Here is a 19003-nt window from a genome sequence, read left to right as displayed (position 1 = left end):
GGTATTACTAATAAACGGATGAGGATATTTTTTGTTGTTAAAAAAAGTAATGTGCTATTAATGTTTTCCAAATACTAAAAGGATTCTTTCTTCCTCAAGGTCAATTTGATAGATCTGTTTACGGATTAATTCTTCATCAAATTCTTCATCTTTGTTTAATGTAGTTAAATAAATTCTTTGTTCAGCGAAGATATCTAGTAATATCTGTTTGCTTACCCCATTCATCCAACTATTGTCCTGAACTTTTGTTTGATCTTCCCAATATTTTAGGATACGTTCCATTGCTTCATCAGCAGAGGATTGCGTTTCATATCTTCCTTTAACATAGTTGTAGACATGAGATTTTAAACCTAGTTTCATTTTCAATTTTGTGTTGTTGTGGATTTCATCTTCGTTTTCAAGACCTCTAAACCAATTTGTTTTTTCTATCAAATAGGGTAGAGTAAGGCCTTGAATGACTAATGTTAATAGGATTGCGATGAAAGTAATAAATAAGATAAGATTTCTATGCGGGAATACTTCTCCATTAGGTAAGGTTAAAGGGATGGCTAAAGCTGCGGCCAACGAAACCACTCCACGCATTCCGGTCCAACCCATTAAGAGTGGGGTGTACCATCTTCTACTGCTGAGTTGTTGTTGATGTGCAACTTGAGGTCGAAAAATGATTGTTGCAAACATTGCAGCATATGCAGAAATCATTCTCGCAGCAATTAGAACCAATGTAATAATTACACCATATCCAATTGCTGTACTTAGTGGTGTACCATGTGCTCTTATGCCATCAACGATCACAGGTAGGTCTAATCCAATTAATAGGAAAACCATTCCATTGAGGAGAAAGACGAAGCTCTCCCAAACGGATGCACCTTTTAATCGACTTGTAGCTGCAAGAAATGTCAGCCTTTTATTGGACATATAAAGCCCTCCAGCAACTACAGCTAAGACACCCGAACAATGTATCTGCTCTGCAATAAAATACATAAAATACGGAGTGATCAAAGTAAGGGCGATATCAGAAGCAGGTTCAGTAGGCAGATGTCGATGTATCCATATAAAGATTTGACCAATTAACAGGCCTAATCCTACACCGCCAAAGAGCATCCAAAGAAAATCAAGACCAGCCTCATACCAAATAAATTGTCCTGTACCCACTGCGACCAACGCAAATCGAAAGATTATAAGTGAAGAAGCGTCATTCAATAAACTTTCACCTTCTAAGATTGCAGAGGTTGATTTAGGGATTTTCACAAATTTTGTAATTGCTCCAGTACTTACTGCGTCAGGAGGAGAGACAATTCCGCCAAGCACAAATCCTAGTGCTATACTAAAACCTGGGATAATTTGATTGGATATAATAGCTACTAAGAAAGCCGTAAAAAACACGACAAGAAATGCAAAACTTCCAATAATGCGCCACCACTTTTTCATTTCCTTGAAAGAGACTCCCCAAGCAGCTTCAAAAAGCAATGGAGGAAGGAAGATAAGAAATATTAAATCTGGATCGATTTCTATTACAGGTAATCCAGGAATAAAACTAATACCTAAACCTGCAAGAACCAATAAGATTGGGTAGGCAATTTTAAGTTGATTTGCCCAAATGGTCAAAAATACAATCAACAAGACCAATACCAGAATAAACGGCAATAAAGTGTGCATAGTCGTGGGTATATATCAGAATGTGATTAAGTTAGTTGTGATTTTATTGTATAGAAACAACATTTTTAAAATATTGTTTTATAGCAAAATCAGGATATAATTATACGAAAAACATAAATATGTTCTTTATAGAAAATGTTTGTAGGGTTATTTACATTTCTATAAATAGGAGGGCTTAAGCTTATGGGTTAAGGGATTGCTTATTTAATAGCTTGATATATGGTCGAAGCGCCAAAGAATTGGGGCATAATCTTTACATCTTTAAATCCTGCAAGTTCAAAACGTTTTTTTAACGCTTCCCCATAAGGAAAATTAAGAGCCGATTCAGAAAGGTATTTATAAGCAGATTTATCATCACTAAATAATCTGCTTAATGCTGGCATTACCCATTTTGTGTACATCCAGTGCCCTGATTTAAGCAGGAAGTTCGTAGGTACAGAAGTTTCTAGAACGATAAATTGACCACCTGGAGCGGTAACTCGATAAATTTCTTCTAAACATTTATCTAGATTTTCGAAATTACGGATTCCATAGGTAATGCTAATTGCATCGTAGTGGTTGTCTGGAAGACTTAGGTTTTCTGCGTCCTGTTGGTCTAATTTGATACGGTCATTCAAACCTAATTCTTTAACTTTTTCTTCCGCCACTGCTAGCATTCCTTCAGAAATATCTGTTCCTAATATTTCGGTTGCATTAGAATTTGCGAATAGGATAAGCATATCACCCGTACCGGTAGCAATATCTAGGATTCGATTTGGATTTTTTGAAGCAATAAGATTAAAAACATTTTTTTTCCAACCTTTTTCCATTCCAAAAGTGATGACCTTATTTAACTTATCATAGTTTCCGGAGATAGAATTAAACATTTTTCTAACTTGAACATGCTTTTGTTCTTGGGATTTTTGATTAGGAAGGATTACTTTGTTCTCGCTCATTTTGCCTTATTGTTCTCTGCCAAAGGTAAGGTAAATCAAGGATAATTAAAATCATAAAAAAACAGTAACACTCGTTTTGAGTGTTACTGTCTTAAATTGTATTATTCCTGAGTAATCAGGAGTATTTATTAATTAACATCCCAGAAGATTCTGCTAGTTTGAGCATTGATTTCTCCCTGAGCCATTACATTGTCATTGTTGTAACTGTATTCATTTTGAGGATACAATAAACGCAATGGAATTTTTCGGCTTCCAATGTTAGGATTCTTTGAAAGAGGAACATCTTTAGGAAATCCAAGTCTTCTATAATCTACGTAGGCTTCAAAGTTATTGATACTAGGAAGAGCTAAGTATTTTTGGTTGATAATCAATTCTAATTTATTAGCAGCAGTTTCCCAGCTTGCAGAAGCTGCCAATAATTTACCTGCTTCAGTTGCAGCTGAAGGTACACCTAACCATTCGAAAGATTCCTTAACAGCATTTTCATAAACTGTTTTTGCATCACCAGTCAACCAGCCACGTTGTGTAGCCTCTGCTTGTAAAAACAGACTTTCCATGGAAGTGAAGAACCATAAAGGTTGAGTTCCATCTTTTAATATTCCTGTACCAACAACAATTGATTCATTGGAAGAAGAATTTCCTAATACGTTTGGAGCCCCGAAATCTTTACCCACCCATCTTACATTTGGATCTTTAGGATTAATTGCAGGTAAGAAAAGATACTGATAACGGATATCATCATTTGCAACATAACGATTCAATAAATACTTGCTCACACGGTTAAATCCGTCAGTCAATATTCCACTTTGATCAGCAACATAGGTACTGTAAACAGGGTTGACCTGATCCACATTATTTGAAAAAGTAAGCGATAAAGTAGCTGATTCTCCAGCTTCAATAAATCCACTACCATCCGCTTTAATTTTAGCAATTTCAGCAGTAGGGTTTTTAACAAATTCTGATTGATGGATTAATAATTTTAAAGCTTGAGTATTCGCTAATTTTCTCCATTGGGTCATATCCCCACCGAATAATACATCTGATGAAGCAACTTCTTCAGAAATTGATGGATTTGATTTAAAGATTAACCTCGCTGAATCTAATTGTAATAAAAGATCTTTGTAGATATCCTCACCTTTATCATAAGCAGGCGCTACATTGTCAGATCCTTTTAGAGCTTCTTTGTAAGGAACATTATTATACATATCCACCAAGTACATAAATCCAATCGCTTTGACAACTTTTGACACTCCAATAAAGAATTTCTCATCCGTTTCAGCGGCTTTTTTAGCCATTAAATCTGCATCGGTCAATACATCGTACCAACTTGTTGTACTATTAGCCCATTGTCCTTGTTGATAAGTTGGGGTAATGTTATAGTTTTCTAAAGGTAAACTTTGTCCGAAATCGGAACCACGTCCATAATATCCAGACCAAGATGCTGCCCAAGAATATTGAGTTCCCATTCTGGTAGCCGTTTGTTTCAATACCATTGGTAAGAGATATTGCGGTTTTACCAATGGATTGGTCGGTTGATTGGGGTTCGTGTTTATATCGAAGAAGCTGTCTTTACAGCCTGACAGTACTAAAGTAACTGCTAGTATTGCCAATAATATTTTGTGTTTCATTTTTTCTCGCTTTTAAATTAGAACTTAGCATTTATTGTAAAACCAAAATTCCTTACTGGAGGGTTTGCAGTGGAGTTAATATTACCAAATGCATTGTCATTATCTGTAGACATACTGTCAAAATCAGGATCCATGAATTTATTTTCTTTTGGTAACCATAATGCAAGATTACGTCCTACAAAAGCAATAGAAAGACCTTTAAAAGCTTTTTGTCTAGAAGTTAACCATTCTTGAGGAACGTCGTATGATAAAGACAATTCTCTAAGTCTCCATTGATTAGCACTCACTACGAAATTAGATGCAGCATCACCAAATTCACCTGTATAATAGTTGTAAATGGATTCATTTGCACCGATTTTTGCATCCGTGTTAGGGATGTATTTTCCTGGATTATTAGGGTCTTCAATAACAGAATTTGGAAGGATAAAAGGCTGTCTATCATTATAAGCAGTTGCGATTGAAACACCTGTCCAAGCCATATCACCACCTAGTCCAAAGAATGAAGCAACGTGTCCTCCTTTGTATTCAAATAAAGCGGATAAGTTGAAGTTTTTATAATTTACTGAAGGGTTTAATCCGATAATCCATTTTGGTAAGGTTCTACCCAAATTTACTGGAGTACCCGAAACTGAAGGGCGACCATCTTCAGCACTTACAATAACACGTCCCTGATCATCTCTTGCATAATCCGTACCACGCATAATAAAAGCTGGTTGACCAACAATTGCATAGTTACCAGCAGCTACATAGCCACCTAAAGAAAGTTCTTTTAATTTTTGTGCTTCATAGATACTTGTTACTTCCGAATCATTCCATAAGAAATTACCTCTGAAATTAATACCGCCATCATTGAACTTGATTAAAGGTGACAAGTTGAAATCAAAGTCAACACCTTTACTGTTGAAGGAAGCAGCATTTCTATAACTTCTTGAGAAGCCAGATGCTTCGGAGATGTTTACACTAATGATCTGATCTGTGTTTTTAGAGAAGAAATAAGTAGCTTCAACAGTTAATCGATTGTTCCAGAATCCCGCTTCAAAACCAGCCTCAGTTGTATTAATACGTTCTGGTTTCAAGTTATAGTCATAAGTTGTATTATTAGCAGTTAAACCAGTAACAGCACCTAAAGGAAACCCATTTGCTTGAGAATAAGTAGCTTCTAAGAAATACGGGCTAATATCAGAGTTTGCTGTTTTAGTCCATGCACCTCTAACTTTTAAATAGTTAAAAAAATCGGATGACATATCTAATGCGTCGCTCAATACAATTGCACCATTTACACCAGGATAGAAATAGGAGTTATTTCCAGGAGCAAGGGTAGATGATTTGTCCCAACGGCCAGTGAATTCTACGTTTGCCCAGTTCTTATAATTAAATCCTGCACTTCCGTACACAGAAAATAATCTGGTTTTATATCCATTTGATTCTCCTGTAAGATTTCCTACACGTATGCCGATATTTTGTAGTTCAGGAATAACTAAGTTGCCGGCACCTACGCTTGTATTTCTGTATTCATTTTGTCTTACGAAAGTTCCTAAGATACCGCTGAATTTTAAATCGTCGTTGATTTGTTTGTTTACACTACCAAATAATTCAGAAGTTAAAATTGTTTGGTTGTAATTGTATTCTTCAAGAGCTGGAGTGATACTAGTTTTACCGCGGTTTTCTCCCCATTGAGAAGTTTTAACACCTTCAGTAATATACCTTTCAGCAATATTTCTTGAATTGATACTAGCACGGTAAGTGAAATCTAACCAATCGGCAGGTTTTAATCCTAATTCGATATTACTAATCAAATCTTGTTTCTTGCCATTTTTTCTCCAATTTCCTACCGAGAAATAAGGATTTAATCCATAGTTCGTAAACCAATTTTCATAAGTTGAAAATTTGTCAGTTTTGTAATTTTTATATTTTGTTAAGAGGATGTGTGCAGGAGTATTGATTAATTGGTTGAATAAACCATCATTACCACCAGTTCCTTGTGCAGTGAAATAATCTTGTTGGCCAATTTGATCATACACATTGTAATTCTGCTGAGAGTAATTGAAGTTTGCACCAGCTCTTAGCATACCGAATTCTCGTTGTGAATTTAAGCGGATGCTATTTCTTCTGTTTTTATCACCCGGTACAATACCTTTGATATCGGCATTTTCCAAGCTTAAGAAGAAATCTTTCGCATTTAAAGAAACGTTTGTTTGGTTAGTGACACCGGTGTTATAGAATTTTTGACGTTCATCCGTTCCGGTGTATGGTGTGGTTTGTTGTGAGCCATCCGGAAGTTTTGGGCCAATGTCTACTATTTTTCCGTCATAAGCTGGTCCCCATGACCAGTTTTCAATTGGATCAATTTGGTCATCATAACCCTGTCCGAATTGTTTTTGTAGTTCCGGGAAGAAGGAGATGTTTTGCCATTGTGTTGAGTGGCTTACATTGATGCTAGTTACATCAGAACCTTTTTTAGTCGTTACTAAGATAACCCCGTTACGAGCATCAGGTCCATAGATGGCAGCTGCTGCTGCACCTTTCAAAACCGATACATTTTCAACATCATTAGGATTTAAGGAAGATAGATATTTAATATCCATCTGCACACCATCTAATACTAATAGGGGGTTGTTGTTACCGGTAAGAGATCGGATACCACGCAGGTTGATTTTAACATCTTCGAAAACTCCTGAATTGTTGGTTGTTACGTTTAAGCCGGAGACTTTACCTTGTAAACCATTCGCGATGTTTACGGCGCTTGCTTTGTTTACGGTTTTGCTGTCGACTTGGTCTGCGGAATAACCTAATTCTCTTTTTTCCCTTTTGACCCCAAGAGCAGTAACAATAACTTCTTCAAGTTCATTGTCAGATGAGGTAAGTTGGACATTAACGGTGGACTGCGTTCCTACTGCGGTCCTTTGGGTTGCGTATCCAATGTAAGAAAATACAAGGGTTGCATTTTGGTTGGATACTGAAATGGTGTAGTTACCACTTCCATCGGTCTGGGTAGCTGTATTGGTGCCATCAACACGAACGGACACTCCACCTAAAGAGGATCCATCTGCTGCCGAAGTCACTTTACCGCTTACCTGCCTTTCTTGTGCATTTGCTACTCCTATGAATAGCACACACAGCAGAATAACGCTGAGTAATCTTTGTTTCATAATACTTCGTTGTTCGTAAATAAATGTTAGTAAATACTATTGTTAAACAAGTTCAATAAGTGAAGGCTTATTGAATCATAATTAATTATTGTTGAGTCAAATATAGAAAAACTTTAACATTAAATAACACTTCGCTAAATTTTTGAGAAAAAGTTTATGTCTTTTTTAAATAACTGAATTATCTAGAAATTAATGTTGACAATATTGGTATAGTAAAATAAAATCAATGTTTAAACTGGTTAAATCATTATCTTATGGAGAATAATCTGTTTTGAGAGAAAATTTTTGATTATTTGGGGGGCATATTGAAATCAATCGGAATTAAAAGGATAATTTGATTTAATTTACTGAAATACAATATATTATATGGTGGTTATCTTTTTTTTGTAACAAGTTTGTATAATCAAGTTGTTATTGTATGTAATAATCTAGTTTATTAAAAATTTATTTAATTGCTAATACTATGGTTCCAGCGATTATTAGTATTGCTCCAATAGCAGTTTTTAATGTTAGAGTCTCTTTTCAATAATTAGAATTTTCATCGCTTATTATTATTTAGCAAAGTTAAATATATAAATTAGAAGAAATTTTGAAGGAATTTATTTAGAAAAGCACTCTTTATTTGAATTACTTTAATTTTTTATAAACCTAAGAAAACTATCTTATAGTTTTTATCAACTCTAAACCCAAATTATTCATATGTATATGTTTTATCGGCATTATTCAATCTTTTCATTAGGCTTCTTCTTGTATATTCTAATGATCAATTTCTCAGTAGCACAACAGCATACAATAAGGCTTTATGTTTCAAAAAATGGTAATCAAAAGAACCCTGGAACTAAATCACAGCCTTATTCATCTCCTGAATTTGCCTTAAAGAGGATTAAAGAAATACAAAGAGAAACTGCCAAAAATAGTTATGAACTTATTTTTGAAAAGGGTATCTATTATTTTGATTCAACATTATTAATAGACCAATTGTTTCTGTCAGATAATCAACGATTGACTATAAAATCTGAGGATGGATCCGGGGTTACCTTTAGTGCAGCAAAACCCTTGAAATTAAATTGGGTAAAGAATAAAAGTGGAATTTGGACTTCCAAAATACCTTCTCAAATTATTTTTCAGCAATTATATGCAGATGGCAAGCATTTAATACGAGCTCGGTATCCAAATTTTGATCCTAATATTCTTCCCTTTAATGGATATGCTGAAGATGCAATAAGTCCAGAACGTGTTATGAAATGGAAAGATCCTCAGGGAGCAATTGTACATGCATTACATATAGGCAGATGGGGAGGTTTTCATTATAGAGTGCTTGGTAAAAATGAGAGTTCTGAATTGCAACTCGAAGGAGGGCTTCAAAATAATCGGCCAAGTAAAATGCATGAGACTTACCGTTTTGTAGAAAACGTTTTTGAAGAATTGGATGCTGAGAATGAATGGTATCTTGATGAGAAAGGTTTGACACTCTTTTTAAAAATGGATAGTCAGGATCCAAATAAGTTAAATTTTGAAGCTCCAGTTTTAGAATCGTTGATTTCAATTAAAGGTAGTTTAGATAAACCAGTAAAAAACATTGATGTAGAAGGAATTAAATTTGTTCATACTTCAGCTACCTTTATGAAAACTGATGAGCCCTTACTGAGGAGTGATTGGACGATTTACCGTCAAGGTGCTGTTCGAATTGAGGGAGCTGAAAATTGTACGGTAACTAATTCTGATTTTATTGATTTGGGTGGAAATGCCATATTTGTCAGTAATTATAATAGGGGGATTAAAATAGCAGGGAACTTAATTGAACGGGTAGGAGCGGGAGGAATTAATTTTGTCGGGGATCCAGATGCTGTTCGCAGTCCGTCTTTTCGATATGAAGAATTTGTAAAAGAAGATGAGATTGATATTGCTCCAGGTCCCAAGACTGAAAATTTTCCATCCGAATGTGAGGCATCAGATAATTTAATCCGTCAGATTGGATTAATTGAAAAACAGGTGGCAGGAGTTCAGATTTCAATGTCATCAAAGATTTCGGTCTTGCACAATACCATATATAATGTACCCCGTTCAGGAATTAATGTTGGAGATGGAACCTGGGGTGGTCATGTTATTTCCTTTAATGATGTATTTAAAACTGTTTTAGAGACTAGTGATCATGGAGCTTTTAATTCTTGGGGGAGGGACAGGTTTTGGCATCCAGACCGAAAAGAGATGGACCGTATTACGGAATTACATCCTGAATGGGTTAAATTGGATGCAATTTATCCTACTATAATTTCTGATAATCGATTTAGATGTGATCATGGTTGGGATATTGATTTGGATGACGGTTCAAGTAATTATAATATTTTTAATAACCTGTGCTTAAGTGGAGGGTTAAAACTTAGGGAAGGATTCTATCGAACAGTAAGTAATAATCTGATAATCAATAATGGCTTCCATCCCCACGTTTGGTTTAAAGATAGCCATGATGTCTTTAAAAATAATATTGTGATGCATGCCCATCAGGATATTCAAGTTAAATATTGGGGAGATGAGGTTGATTATAATTTTTATACCAATAAAAATGATTTATTAACAGACCAAGCTAAAGGCGTGGATCAAAATTCCAAGGTTATTGTAATTGATTTTGAGGATGTTGGAACTGGTAAGTTTAATTTGATTTCAGGTTCTTTGAATGGATACAAGCCAGTTGATTTTCAAAATGTTGGTGTCACAAGTATCAGATTGAAAGAACGAAAGGAATTGCCTGAGATACCGGTTATTCAAACAAACGCTACAGATAAGATTGGGGAAACATTTAACTGGAAAGGAGCGGTATTGAAATCTATTGAAACCCTCGGGGAGCAATCTGCAGCCGGTTTACCTAAAATGGAGGGGGTTCTAATTATGGAGTTGACAGAACCTTCGGCATTATTGAAAGCAGGTATTCAGAAGTCGGATGTAATTATTTCTTGTCAAGGTGAAGTAGTCAAGGATCTGAATGATTTGAAAAGAATCATTAAAAGGGATCAGTACATGTCTAGTTTTAGTATTGAATACTTTCGAAATCAAGAAAGAAAGACCGTTAATGTGACTATGTAAATAGATTAAAACATTTAAAGTTTGATACTGTTGATAATTATGAAAATAGAGTTCTATTCAAATAATTTCAACTAAAATGAAAGTAGATCAATTAGTGAGTTTATTGGGGAGTGAAGATTTATTAAAATTTAAATCGGAAACTGTTTCAAAAGATTTGTTACATATCCCATCCCCAAATTTTATTGATGAAATATATGGCATATCAGATCGAAACCCGCAGGTATTGAGAAGTATTGGTAGTTTATTTGGAACTGGCAGATTAAAGGGTTCGGGTTACCTATCTATTTTGCCTGTTGATCAAGGGATTGAGCATAGTGCAGGTGCTTCATTTGCGGCAAATCCAATTTATTTTGATCCGGAGAATATTGTAAAATTGGCAATTGAAGGAGGCTGTAATGCTGTAGCATCTACCTTTGGGGTATTAGGAGCAGTCTCTAGAAAGTATGCACATAAAATCCCATTGATTGTTAAATTTAACCACAATGAATTACTCACTTATCCAAATAAAAGTGATCAAATTTTATACGGTACAGTTCGAGAAGCGTGGAATATGGGAGCAGCAGCAGTTGGAGCAACGATTTATTTTGGTTCATCCGAATCTGGCAGGCAAATCATTGAAGTGAGCAAAGCATTTCAGGAAGCACATTCCTTAGGTATGGCTACAATTTTATGGTGTTATTTAAGGAATGATGCTTTTGTCAAAGAAAAAGTTGATTATCATCTAGCTGCAGATCTGACAGGTCAGGCTAATCATTTAGGAGTTACGATTGAAGCAGATATCATTAAACAAAAATTACCGGAGCGAAATGGCGGTTATAAGGCTTTAAATCTAGGGAATAGTAGCTACGGAAAATTAGATGAAAGGATGTATTCGGAACTTGCATCAGAACATCCAATTGATCTTTGTAGATATCAGGTATTGAATTGTTTTTCTGGACGAGCTGGCTTAATTAATTCAGGGGGAGCATCGGGAAAGAATGATTTAAAAGATGCAGTAACGACTGCTGTAATCAATAAAAGGGCAGGAGGAACAGGTTTAATTAGTGGTAGAAAAGCATTTCAGAAATCAATGAAAGATGGTGTCGAACTGTTAAATGCTATTCAAGATGTATATCTAATGAATGAAGTTACTATTGTCTAATTTAGGATTTGATTAAAGAATTTAATCATATAAAATGCCCGATTTTATTCGGGCATTTCTGTATTGTTAAGGTCTTGATCTTCTTCTTGAATATCACCTATAGCATATTTTTGAATGATATGAGAGGTTGCTAATTTTAATCCTCTTTCACTGTGTTCGGGGTGAATTCCAGAACTGGTAAAAAATTCAACTTCGTTATTCACTTTTGAGTACCAGATTTTATTGACATCTTTTAAAGTTAGTGTATCTAAACGTGTTATCTTTCTAAAATTCTCAAACTTACTTTTGTCCATTGGGATAACCTGATTATTTCTCAAGGTATTATCCATACAGTCTACACTGATATATCGATCTTTAAACCAAACCATACATTCTTTTTTTTCTTTTAGATTTATGTAGCCAATACTTCCTAGCAATAGTGCAAAGGATCCGATTACCAAAATAGTTGGAATATTGAATCGAGTTTTTGTTTTGCTATTATTATTTGCTGAAGGATGTACATGACTTGAAGCTTCTATTTCGGAAGAATGAGCAGGTTGAATAGTTTCTCCAAAAGGAATTTTATTGAAAGTTTTTATTTTTTGTTTATGATCTTCTTCGATTTCTAACCAATCATCGAGACGAAAAGGTCTTGGATGAAAATCAATTAATACAGCCAAAAGTTTAACAATTGTTTCATCTGGATTAGTAGTCTTCCCATTAATAAAATATTTTATGGGTTTTAATTTATCAATATCAATCCCGGATATTGTTTTTTCTAAATCTGCAAGATCGTCTTTGGATGCATAAAAATCTCTGATTGTTTTTTTGTCATCGGCAGATAACTCCCCATTTATAAGAAATAAGGAATAGTCTCTAATATTAGCAGGTGTTGGATTAGCTAACTTATCATGTAATTCATTGTTACTAAGCTTCTTCCTGTAAGAATTTAATACTTCTTCTTTAAATTTATTGAATGCTGACATTCTTATAAAATAATTTTCCTCCCCAATTTTTTCATCGATTTCCGTAGATAATAATTCAATTTTCTATTCTACAAAAATCATAATACCTCCAAATGCATGGAATTTCCGGAATTCCAATGGAATTAACGGAAATGCCGGAAATGGTTGATTATAAGCTGTTTTAGTTGCTTTAAGTTTGCTTTTGAAATCAGCGGTTAATACTGTTTGTACTTTCGAGGAAAGATACAAAAAGATTTCAAAATTGGGGAATTCATGGACCTCAATTCCAAAAAATTCAGAAGGCCTTCTGGAAAATAATTCTAGCAATCCCACACATGGAGTGTGCGGACCTAGCAGGCTTTTACATTTTAATTTTTTGAGAAATGTGGTACATTATTTTTTCGTATCTATTGAATTCGGGCAATCCTACATTGCCCATTGAACCAACTAACCCAGATATCGTGATTGTACAATCTGTTGATGATGGTGAAATCGGAGATAACGGTCATGTTCGACCGCCAAGACCTAAGAAATAGTAGTTTAGAAAAGGAAGCTTGATCACCTTCCTTTTTTATTTACATGGTTCTGAGGAATAAATTTTAATTGAAAAAAAAATGTTCTTTCATAATTGTAGCATTTTTTTGCCGCCTTGCGTATATTATGAACATGATTAACCAATTCAAAATGAAAACGAATACAAGCCAATTTCTTTTATTTCTAATTTTAGGGTTATTTTTATTTCCTGGTAATTTAAAATCTCAAGAGCGTAAATTTGAGAAAGTAAGAATAGGTGTTTCAGTTATACCACTAGCGGCCAATTCAGTTGGCCCTTATGAGCGTCTAGATGGAGCAGGGAGTTTGACAAGTAGTAAGTTTTTTTCAGGAATGCTTTCTTTGGACTATCCAATTAATCAAAGATTTTTTATCACTTCGGCTGTTGGTTATTCCAGACAGCAAATAATTTCAGAGGGGGCACCAAATCCTCCCAATAAACCTTCAAAAGATACTCTTTCATTAAAAATATTTGAGGTTCCTGTTTTGGCTGGCTTCCATTTGGGGAGATTTTTTTATGCTAATTTGGGTCCCATGGTTCACTTTGACTTATCAAAGAAACAGCAAATTATGGATAAACAAAACGGTCTTGGATTGCAATTTGGGATTGGCTTTGATTGGGATATTTCATCTTCATTTTCGTTGCAATTAGAACCTGGCCTAAAAGCATATTCTTTGATTCCATTTGAATCAGGAAATTACCCTGATCGCATTCTGTCAGCTGGAATTAAGATAGGTGCAAAATATGTCATTTGGTAACAAACATTTTAGATTTGAGTAAATGCTAAAACCTTTTTAATCTTTATATTGCTTATTCATTAGACTTAAGAATTTAAAAATATTTCTAGGTTATAAGTCTATATTAATAAGTAATTATGCAATCTAAAAATCCTTTCCTATTATTCTTTCTGATTCTATTAATTATGGTCATTCAATGTACGTCAAATAATTTGTTTGGTTTTGAACGTAGGCACGATTCTTTTCCAGAAAGCGCAGCTTTGTCAGAATCAAATTTAAGGCGATCAATGGCTTTAATCGATCTAAGCATTTTGCATTTTTTTGACCCTGAAACATTTGAAATGCGTAGGTACTACAATCCATTTACCAATCAAAAATCAGATGAAAAGGCAAGTGTATGGATGTATACTTCTGGAATTGAAGCGGTAAACTCTGTACTGCATGCATTGCAAGTCAATATGAAAAAATCAAATTCGGCGTCCTTAAAAAAGGATTATTTGAAATACACAAAGATTTTAGAAAAATTTTATAATAATCTAGACTATTATTTAGGCACGTTTGAGTTGACTTCTTATACTCAAACTAAAATGTGGTCGGTTTATGCTGTGGATCGAGTTGGAGAAAAGGGAATGGCAAATGTTACTGGGGTGTTAAATGTTTATGATGATCAAATGTGGCTTGTTCGTGAATTATTAGACTCTTATAAAATTACTGGTAAGAAAGAATATTTAGAAAAGGCTGAATACTTGACATCATATATATTAGATGGTTGGGATACGACCTTAGATGGAAATGGAAATGAAAACGGTGGGATTCCTTGGGGACCTGGATATACAACAAAACATGCTTGTAGCAATTCTCCAATGATCACGCCATTGGTTTGGCTTTCAGAGATTTATAAAGGCAAAAGGGATGAAATAGAACATAGGTTTATAGATAGACAGGATTTAAAATCTCGTCGTTCAAAATTGGTAAATAAAGAAAAGTATTATTTAGGATTTGCAAAGTCAATTTATGATTGGCAGAAAAGGAATTTGCTAAATCAAGAGGGTATTTATTCAGATATGCTAGGAGGATGTTCGCCAGATTGTAGTATTAAATATGATTTAATAAATGGTATAAAATATAGATCAAATACAAAATTAACAAAAGCTGTTGGTGAATCTTTCTCATACAATACAGGGACTATGATTTCAGGAGCTGTAGAATTATATATGGTTTCGAAGGAAAAGGAATATTTTGACGATGCAGAACGATTAGGGAAAAACAGTTTTTCATATTTTGGCACCTTGAATAAGGAAGTTCCTAGTTATGTTAGTTTTGAAACAAATGGTTTTAAGAACTGGTTTAATGGAATACTTATGCGTAGTTATAGAGATTTACTTAAACTGGACAAAAATGCTTCTAATTATTTACAGGCTTATCAAAAAAATCTTGATTATGGCTATGATCACTTTAACTATGAAGGATTCTTACCAACGAATCTTTTGAAGGGCTGGAGTTCTGATAACAATGAAAATTTTGTAGAAGGGATGTTTATGTTTACCTATGCTGCAGAATATGCTATCTTATCTGAATATTATACAATTCTAAAATAATTAACATCCATGAATGATTATGTACTTGAAGAATATGCTTTTCGTATTTAAGTCAATTTAATATCAAATAAGAGGTTTATATAAAATGTTAACTTTCAAATTTCTTAACTTTATACTTATTATAAAAAGTTGAATATGAAAAATGTAATAATTATAGGAACGGTAATCCTCACCGGGATAATTATCCTTAGTATGGGATTTTCATTTCAAAAGAATAAAGAAACAGAATCAAAAGAAATAGGGAAAACAATGAATACTACAGGAAAAGAGAAGGAAATATATTTTGCAGGCGGATGTTTTTGGGGAACTGAGCATTTTTTTAAACTTGTTAGGGGCGTGGTAGGTACCGAGGTAGGTTATGCTAATGCAACGAAAGAGAATCCTACCTATGAAGAGGTTTGTACCGGTAATACAGGTGCAACAGAAACAGTTAAGGTTATTTATGATCCAGAAGTAATCGATTTAAGTCTTTTAATAGATCTTTATATTCAATCAATTGATCCTACAAGTTTAAATAAACAAGGAAATGACCGTGGTACTCAGTACCGCACGGGTATCTATTACACTGATAATCAAGATGCACCTTTAGTTACTCAAAAATTACATGAATTGTCTTTGAGTATTAATTCTCCAGTAGTTGTTGAAAATGAACCTTTAAAAAATTTTTTTGATGCAGAAACTTATCATCAAGATTATTTAGATAAAAACCCAGGTGGATATTGTCATATCGGTCCTGGCTTATTTGAGATTGCAAAGAAAGCAAATCCAGCTAAGTAAATATTATTCAGCAAAATATAAAGGAGAGTGAATTGGTTTACTCTCCTTTTTTTTGACTTTTTATTAGATTATTATAGTGCTTTTAAATTATTTGCTTCTAATTGTTTAGTTTTATAGTAAACATCAATCTATTGAATGGTATTGAAAATATTATTTTTTGAAAGCAAAAAACCGTAATGCTTATGAACGAATATGTTGAATATATTTTCAATTTTATGCTTTCAAAATGGTATTATACCAGTGTATTCTTCTTTCTTTTTTTTAGCATTCTTTATTTCTTAGGAACCTTCGTTACTGAGAAGGTTATCCATTTAAAACTTAAAAAATCGAGAATTCGACAAATTGTTTTTGCTAAAAAACCTGGACAAACGAATCAAGAGATCAAGAATTCTTTGTTATCGATTTTTGTTTTTTCTATCCAAGCAATATTGTTTCAATATCTTTTTTCCATAGGAGTGTTTAAAATTGGATTTGACAATCCATGGAATTGCTTATGGGAGATTCCAATTCTTTTTTTATGGAATGAACTTCATTTTTATTGTATGCATTGGTTATTGCACAGGAGATGGTTTTTTAAAAATGTTCATAAGGTTCATCATTGGTCCAAGGAACCTACATCCTATTCTATATTTAGTTTTCATTGGATTGAGGCATTTTTATTAGGTACTGTTATTTTTTTTCCACTCTTTATTCATGCTTTTCAAGTATATTCATTATTAAGTCTTCCGATTATGAGTTTAGTTATCAATTTACTTGGACATTGTAATCATGAAGTACCGATAGCTCGAGCAAATAGTTCTTTTAGGAAATATATTTTTAGGCATAGCATGCACCATAAATGGAGTACCGGAAATTTCGGATTTATGCTTAATATTTTTGATAGGATTTTTAAAACACAAGTTTCTGATAATAAGAATTAAATGAAAGAATTCAATAAAGTATATATAAATTCCATTGGGAAGCACCTTCCTAATTCTCCGGTTACGAATGATGAAATGGAAGAATATTTAGGTGAAATTGCTGGAAAGCCTTCTCGTACCAAAGAGCGCATGCTGAAGCAGAATGGTATTCTTACTAGGTATTATGCTTTGGACAAGGCCCAAAATTCCACTGATTCTGTTTCAGGGATGGCCAGTAAAGCGATTCAGGACTGCTTGATAAAAGCTAAAGTAAATCCTGATGAAATTGAATTATTAGCTGCAGGAACGACTCAGGGAGATTTACCTGTACCTGGATTTGCTAGTATGGTCCATGCTGAATCTGATCTGCCAATATGTAATTTAGTGTCGCACCAAAGTGTATGTGCATCTGGAATTATGGCACTTAAGAGTGCGTTTTTACATGTTCAGTCAAATGAAAATCAAAATGCAATCGCTTGTGCGTCGGATATGCCTAGTCGAATGTTTAAAGCTTCAAGGTTTGCGAAGCAACCTAAAATTCAGGAGAAAGGTTTACCTCTGGATACTGACTTTCTAAGATGGATGTTATCAGATGGAGCAGGAGCTATCTATATTTCTAATAAACCTAATCAAAATGGATTAAGCCTTGAAATCGAATGGATAGATGTAAAATCATATGCGAATAGCTTTGATGTATGCATGTATGCTGGAACAAATAAAAAAAGGGATGGTTCAATAGAAAAATATTGGCTTGATTATGAGGATTTTTCAAGTGCAGATGCTGATTCAGCCATTAATTTAAAACAAGATATTAAATTAGTAAACCATACTGTGAACCTTGGGGTTCAACATTTGTTCAAATTGATTGATGCTGGAAAGATCAATCCAAAAAGTATGGATTGGTTGGTCTGCCATTATTCATCTGAATATTTCAAACAACCAATTGTAGATTTACTGCAAAAAGGAGGCTTGACGATTTCAGAAGATAAATGGTTTACAAATTTACATAATAAAGGGAATACGGGTTCAGCATCAATTTATATTATGTTGGAGGAATTGTTATATAGTAAGCAATTGAAACCCAATCAGGAAATAATATGTATGGTTCCTGAAAGCGGAAGGTTTATTACTACATTTATGAAATTGAAAGTGATTGGTTCAAGTGAAGAAATTAAAGTTCCATTGATATCAAAACAAGATGAAATATTGGCCCCTGAAATACATATTGACCATAAGCCAATCCAGGAAAAGTTGGTTAGAGACCTAACGCAAATATGGGTAGATTTTGAACTTTCATTACGGAATACTCCAATTATTGAAAGAATCTATAATGGAACAATTAGTTTAGCGGATTATAAGTTATTATTATTAAATCTGAGACAACAAGTTATTGATGGTTCTCAGTGGATTGCAAGGGCAGCATCGAATGTAAGTATGGATTATTTCGACATTCGATCTTCATTTATTTCACATTCCAGGGATGAACATAAAGATTATCAGATTCTAGAAAAAAACTATATTAATTGTGGTGGGAGTAAAGAAGATCTTTACCAAGGGGAAAAAAATATAGGTTCAGAGGCATTGAGTGCTTACATGTTTCATAAAGCTAGTCAACCGAACCCTTTTGATCTACTTGGTGGAATGTTTATCATTGAGGGATTAGGAAACAGATTAGCGGGAAAATGGGGTAGGGCAATTCAACATCAATTAGATCTCAAAGAAGATCAAGTATCATTTTTCATTTATCATGAGACTTCAGATTCTAATGATAATCACTTTGAAAGGTTTGAAAATGCCTTGAACTCAGAATTATTAACGGAAGATATGGCAAAAAGAGTTTCAAAAACTGCTAAGGTAGTCGCAAAACTTTATCAATTACAATTGGCGGAAATCGGTAATTACTAA

At 33.9% G+C, this 19003-nt stretch carries 14 protein-coding genes; 8 read left to right on the top strand and 6 right to left on the bottom strand.

Annotated features, from left to right (window positions below):
* Positions 1-57: 57 nt before the first annotated feature.
* The 4 genes from E0Y80_RS16790 to E0Y80_RS16775 all read right to left on the bottom strand — a co-directional run bounded on the left by E0Y80_RS16790 (position 58) and on the right by E0Y80_RS16775 (position 7368).
* Entirely contained in the window at positions 58-1656 is a 1599-nt protein-coding gene (locus tag E0Y80_RS16790; protein ID WP_156308837.1) for a Na+/H+ antiporter, read from the bottom strand.
* A 200-nt stretch (positions 1657-1856) separates the two neighbouring features.
* Positions 1857-2591, bottom strand: a complete 735-nt coding sequence (gene ubiE, locus E0Y80_RS16785) for a bifunctional demethylmenaquinone methyltransferase/2-methoxy-6-polyprenyl-1,4-benzoquinol methylase UbiE (RefSeq protein ID WP_156308836.1) — start codon at positions 2589-2591, stop codon at positions 1857-1859.
* Between the two features lie 128 nt (positions 2592-2719).
* Entirely contained in the window at positions 2720-4219 is a 1500-nt protein-coding gene (locus E0Y80_RS16780; RefSeq protein ID WP_156308835.1) for a SusD/RagB family nutrient-binding outer membrane lipoprotein, read from the bottom strand.
* A 17-nt stretch (positions 4220-4236) separates the two neighbouring features.
* Positions 4237-7368, bottom strand: coding sequence for a SusC/RagA family TonB-linked outer membrane protein (locus E0Y80_RS16775; protein ID WP_156308834.1), 3132 nt, complete (start codon positions 7366-7368; stop codon positions 4237-4239).
* A gap of 699 nt (positions 7369-8067) precedes the next feature.
* Between E0Y80_RS16775 and E0Y80_RS16765 the strand changes: the two genes are divergently transcribed.
* Positions 8068-10449, top strand: coding sequence for a PDZ domain-containing protein (locus E0Y80_RS16765; RefSeq protein ID WP_156308833.1), 2382 nt, complete (start codon positions 8068-8070; stop codon positions 10447-10449).
* Between the two features lie 76 nt (positions 10450-10525).
* A complete protein-coding gene (locus tag E0Y80_RS16760; RefSeq protein WP_156308832.1) occupies positions 10526-11590 on the top strand; it encodes a class I fructose-bisphosphate aldolase in 1065 nt (354 codons plus the stop codon).
* A gap of 44 nt (positions 11591-11634) precedes the next feature.
* Here E0Y80_RS16760 and E0Y80_RS16755 read toward each other — a convergent pair whose 3' ends face one another.
* Positions 11635-12555, bottom strand: a complete 921-nt coding sequence (locus E0Y80_RS16755; protein ID WP_156308831.1) for a hypothetical protein — start codon at positions 12553-12555, stop codon at positions 11635-11637.
* Positions 12556-12618: 63 nt separating this feature from the next.
* Positions 12619-12867, bottom strand: coding sequence for a hypothetical protein (locus E0Y80_RS16750; protein WP_156308830.1), 249 nt, complete (start codon positions 12865-12867; stop codon positions 12619-12621).
* A 50-nt stretch (positions 12868-12917) separates the two neighbouring features.
* Here E0Y80_RS16750 and E0Y80_RS16745 point away from each other — a divergent pair, with 50 nt between their 5' ends.
* The 6 genes from E0Y80_RS16745 (at position 12918) to E0Y80_RS16720 (ending at position 19003) form a co-directional block, all read left to right on the top strand.
* Positions 12918-13070: a hypothetical protein gene (locus tag E0Y80_RS16745; RefSeq protein WP_156308829.1), complete on the top strand. Its 153-nt coding sequence runs from the start codon at positions 12918-12920 to the stop codon at positions 13068-13070.
* A gap of 67 nt (positions 13071-13137) precedes the next feature.
* Positions 13138-13845, top strand: coding sequence for an outer membrane beta-barrel protein (locus tag E0Y80_RS16740; RefSeq protein ID WP_156308828.1), 708 nt, complete (start codon positions 13138-13140; stop codon positions 13843-13845).
* A 116-nt stretch (positions 13846-13961) separates the two neighbouring features.
* Positions 13962-15422: a glycoside hydrolase family 76 protein gene (locus E0Y80_RS16735; RefSeq protein ID WP_156308827.1), complete on the top strand. Its 1461-nt coding sequence runs from the start codon at positions 13962-13964 to the stop codon at positions 15420-15422.
* 135 nt (positions 15423-15557) lie between these two features.
* Positions 15558-16199, top strand: coding sequence for a peptide-methionine (S)-S-oxide reductase MsrA (msrA, locus tag E0Y80_RS16730; protein WP_156308826.1), 642 nt, complete (start codon positions 15558-15560; stop codon positions 16197-16199).
* Positions 16200-16375: 176 nt separating this feature from the next.
* Complete coding sequence (locus E0Y80_RS21020) at positions 16376-17119, top strand: sterol desaturase family protein (protein ID WP_156308825.1); 744 nt, start codon at positions 16376-16378, stop codon at positions 17117-17119.
* Positions 17120-19003 (top strand): beta-ketoacyl-ACP synthase III, encoded by a 1884-nt coding sequence (locus tag E0Y80_RS16720; protein WP_156308824.1) that lies wholly within the window; start codon positions 17120-17122, stop codon positions 19001-19003.

It is taken from the genome of Sphingobacterium endophyticum (assembly GCF_009733535.1).
In the GTDB taxonomy this organism is placed as follows: Bacteria; Bacteroidota; Bacteroidia; order Sphingobacteriales; family Sphingobacteriaceae; genus Sphingobacterium; species Sphingobacterium endophyticum.
Note: the sequence above shows the minus strand (reverse complement) of the source record. Positions and strands in the feature narration are given on the sequence as shown.

Excerpts from the sequence above, each read along its gene's own strand:
- E0Y80_RS16775 (WP_156308834.1), bottom strand. The coding sequence starts at position 7,368 with ATGAAACAAAGATTACTCAGCGTTATTCTGCTGTGTGTGCTATTCATA.
- msrA (WP_156308826.1), top strand. The coding sequence starts at position 15,558 with ATGAAAAATGTAATAATTATAGGAACGGTAATCCTCACCGGGATAATT.
- E0Y80_RS21020 (WP_156308825.1), top strand. The coding sequence starts at position 16,376 with ATGCTTATGAACGAATATGTTGAATATATTTTCAATTTTATGCTTTCA.
- E0Y80_RS16765 (WP_156308833.1), top strand. The coding sequence starts at position 8,068 with ATGTATATGTTTTATCGGCATTATTCAATCTTTTCATTAGGCTTCTTC.
- E0Y80_RS16745 (WP_156308829.1), top strand. The coding sequence starts at position 12,918 with ATGTGGTACATTATTTTTTCGTATCTATTGAATTCGGGCAATCCTACA.
- E0Y80_RS16790 (WP_156308837.1), bottom strand. The coding sequence starts at position 1,656 with ATGCACACTTTATTGCCGTTTATTCTGGTATTGGTCTTGTTGATTGTA.
- E0Y80_RS16755 (WP_156308831.1), bottom strand. The coding sequence starts at position 12,555 with ATGTCAGCATTCAATAAATTTAAAGAAGAAGTATTAAATTCTTACAGG.
- E0Y80_RS16780 (WP_156308835.1), bottom strand. The coding sequence starts at position 4,219 with ATGAAACACAAAATATTATTGGCAATACTAGCAGTTACTTTAGTACTG.
- ubiE (WP_156308836.1), bottom strand. The coding sequence starts at position 2,591 with ATGAGCGAGAACAAAGTAATCCTTCCTAATCAAAAATCCCAAGAACAA.
- E0Y80_RS16760 (WP_156308832.1), top strand. The coding sequence starts at position 10,526 with ATGAAAGTAGATCAATTAGTGAGTTTATTGGGGAGTGAAGATTTATTA.
- E0Y80_RS16720 (WP_156308824.1), top strand. The coding sequence starts at position 17,120 with ATGAAAGAATTCAATAAAGTATATATAAATTCCATTGGGAAGCACCTT.
- E0Y80_RS16735 (WP_156308827.1), top strand. The coding sequence starts at position 13,962 with ATGCAATCTAAAAATCCTTTCCTATTATTCTTTCTGATTCTATTAATT.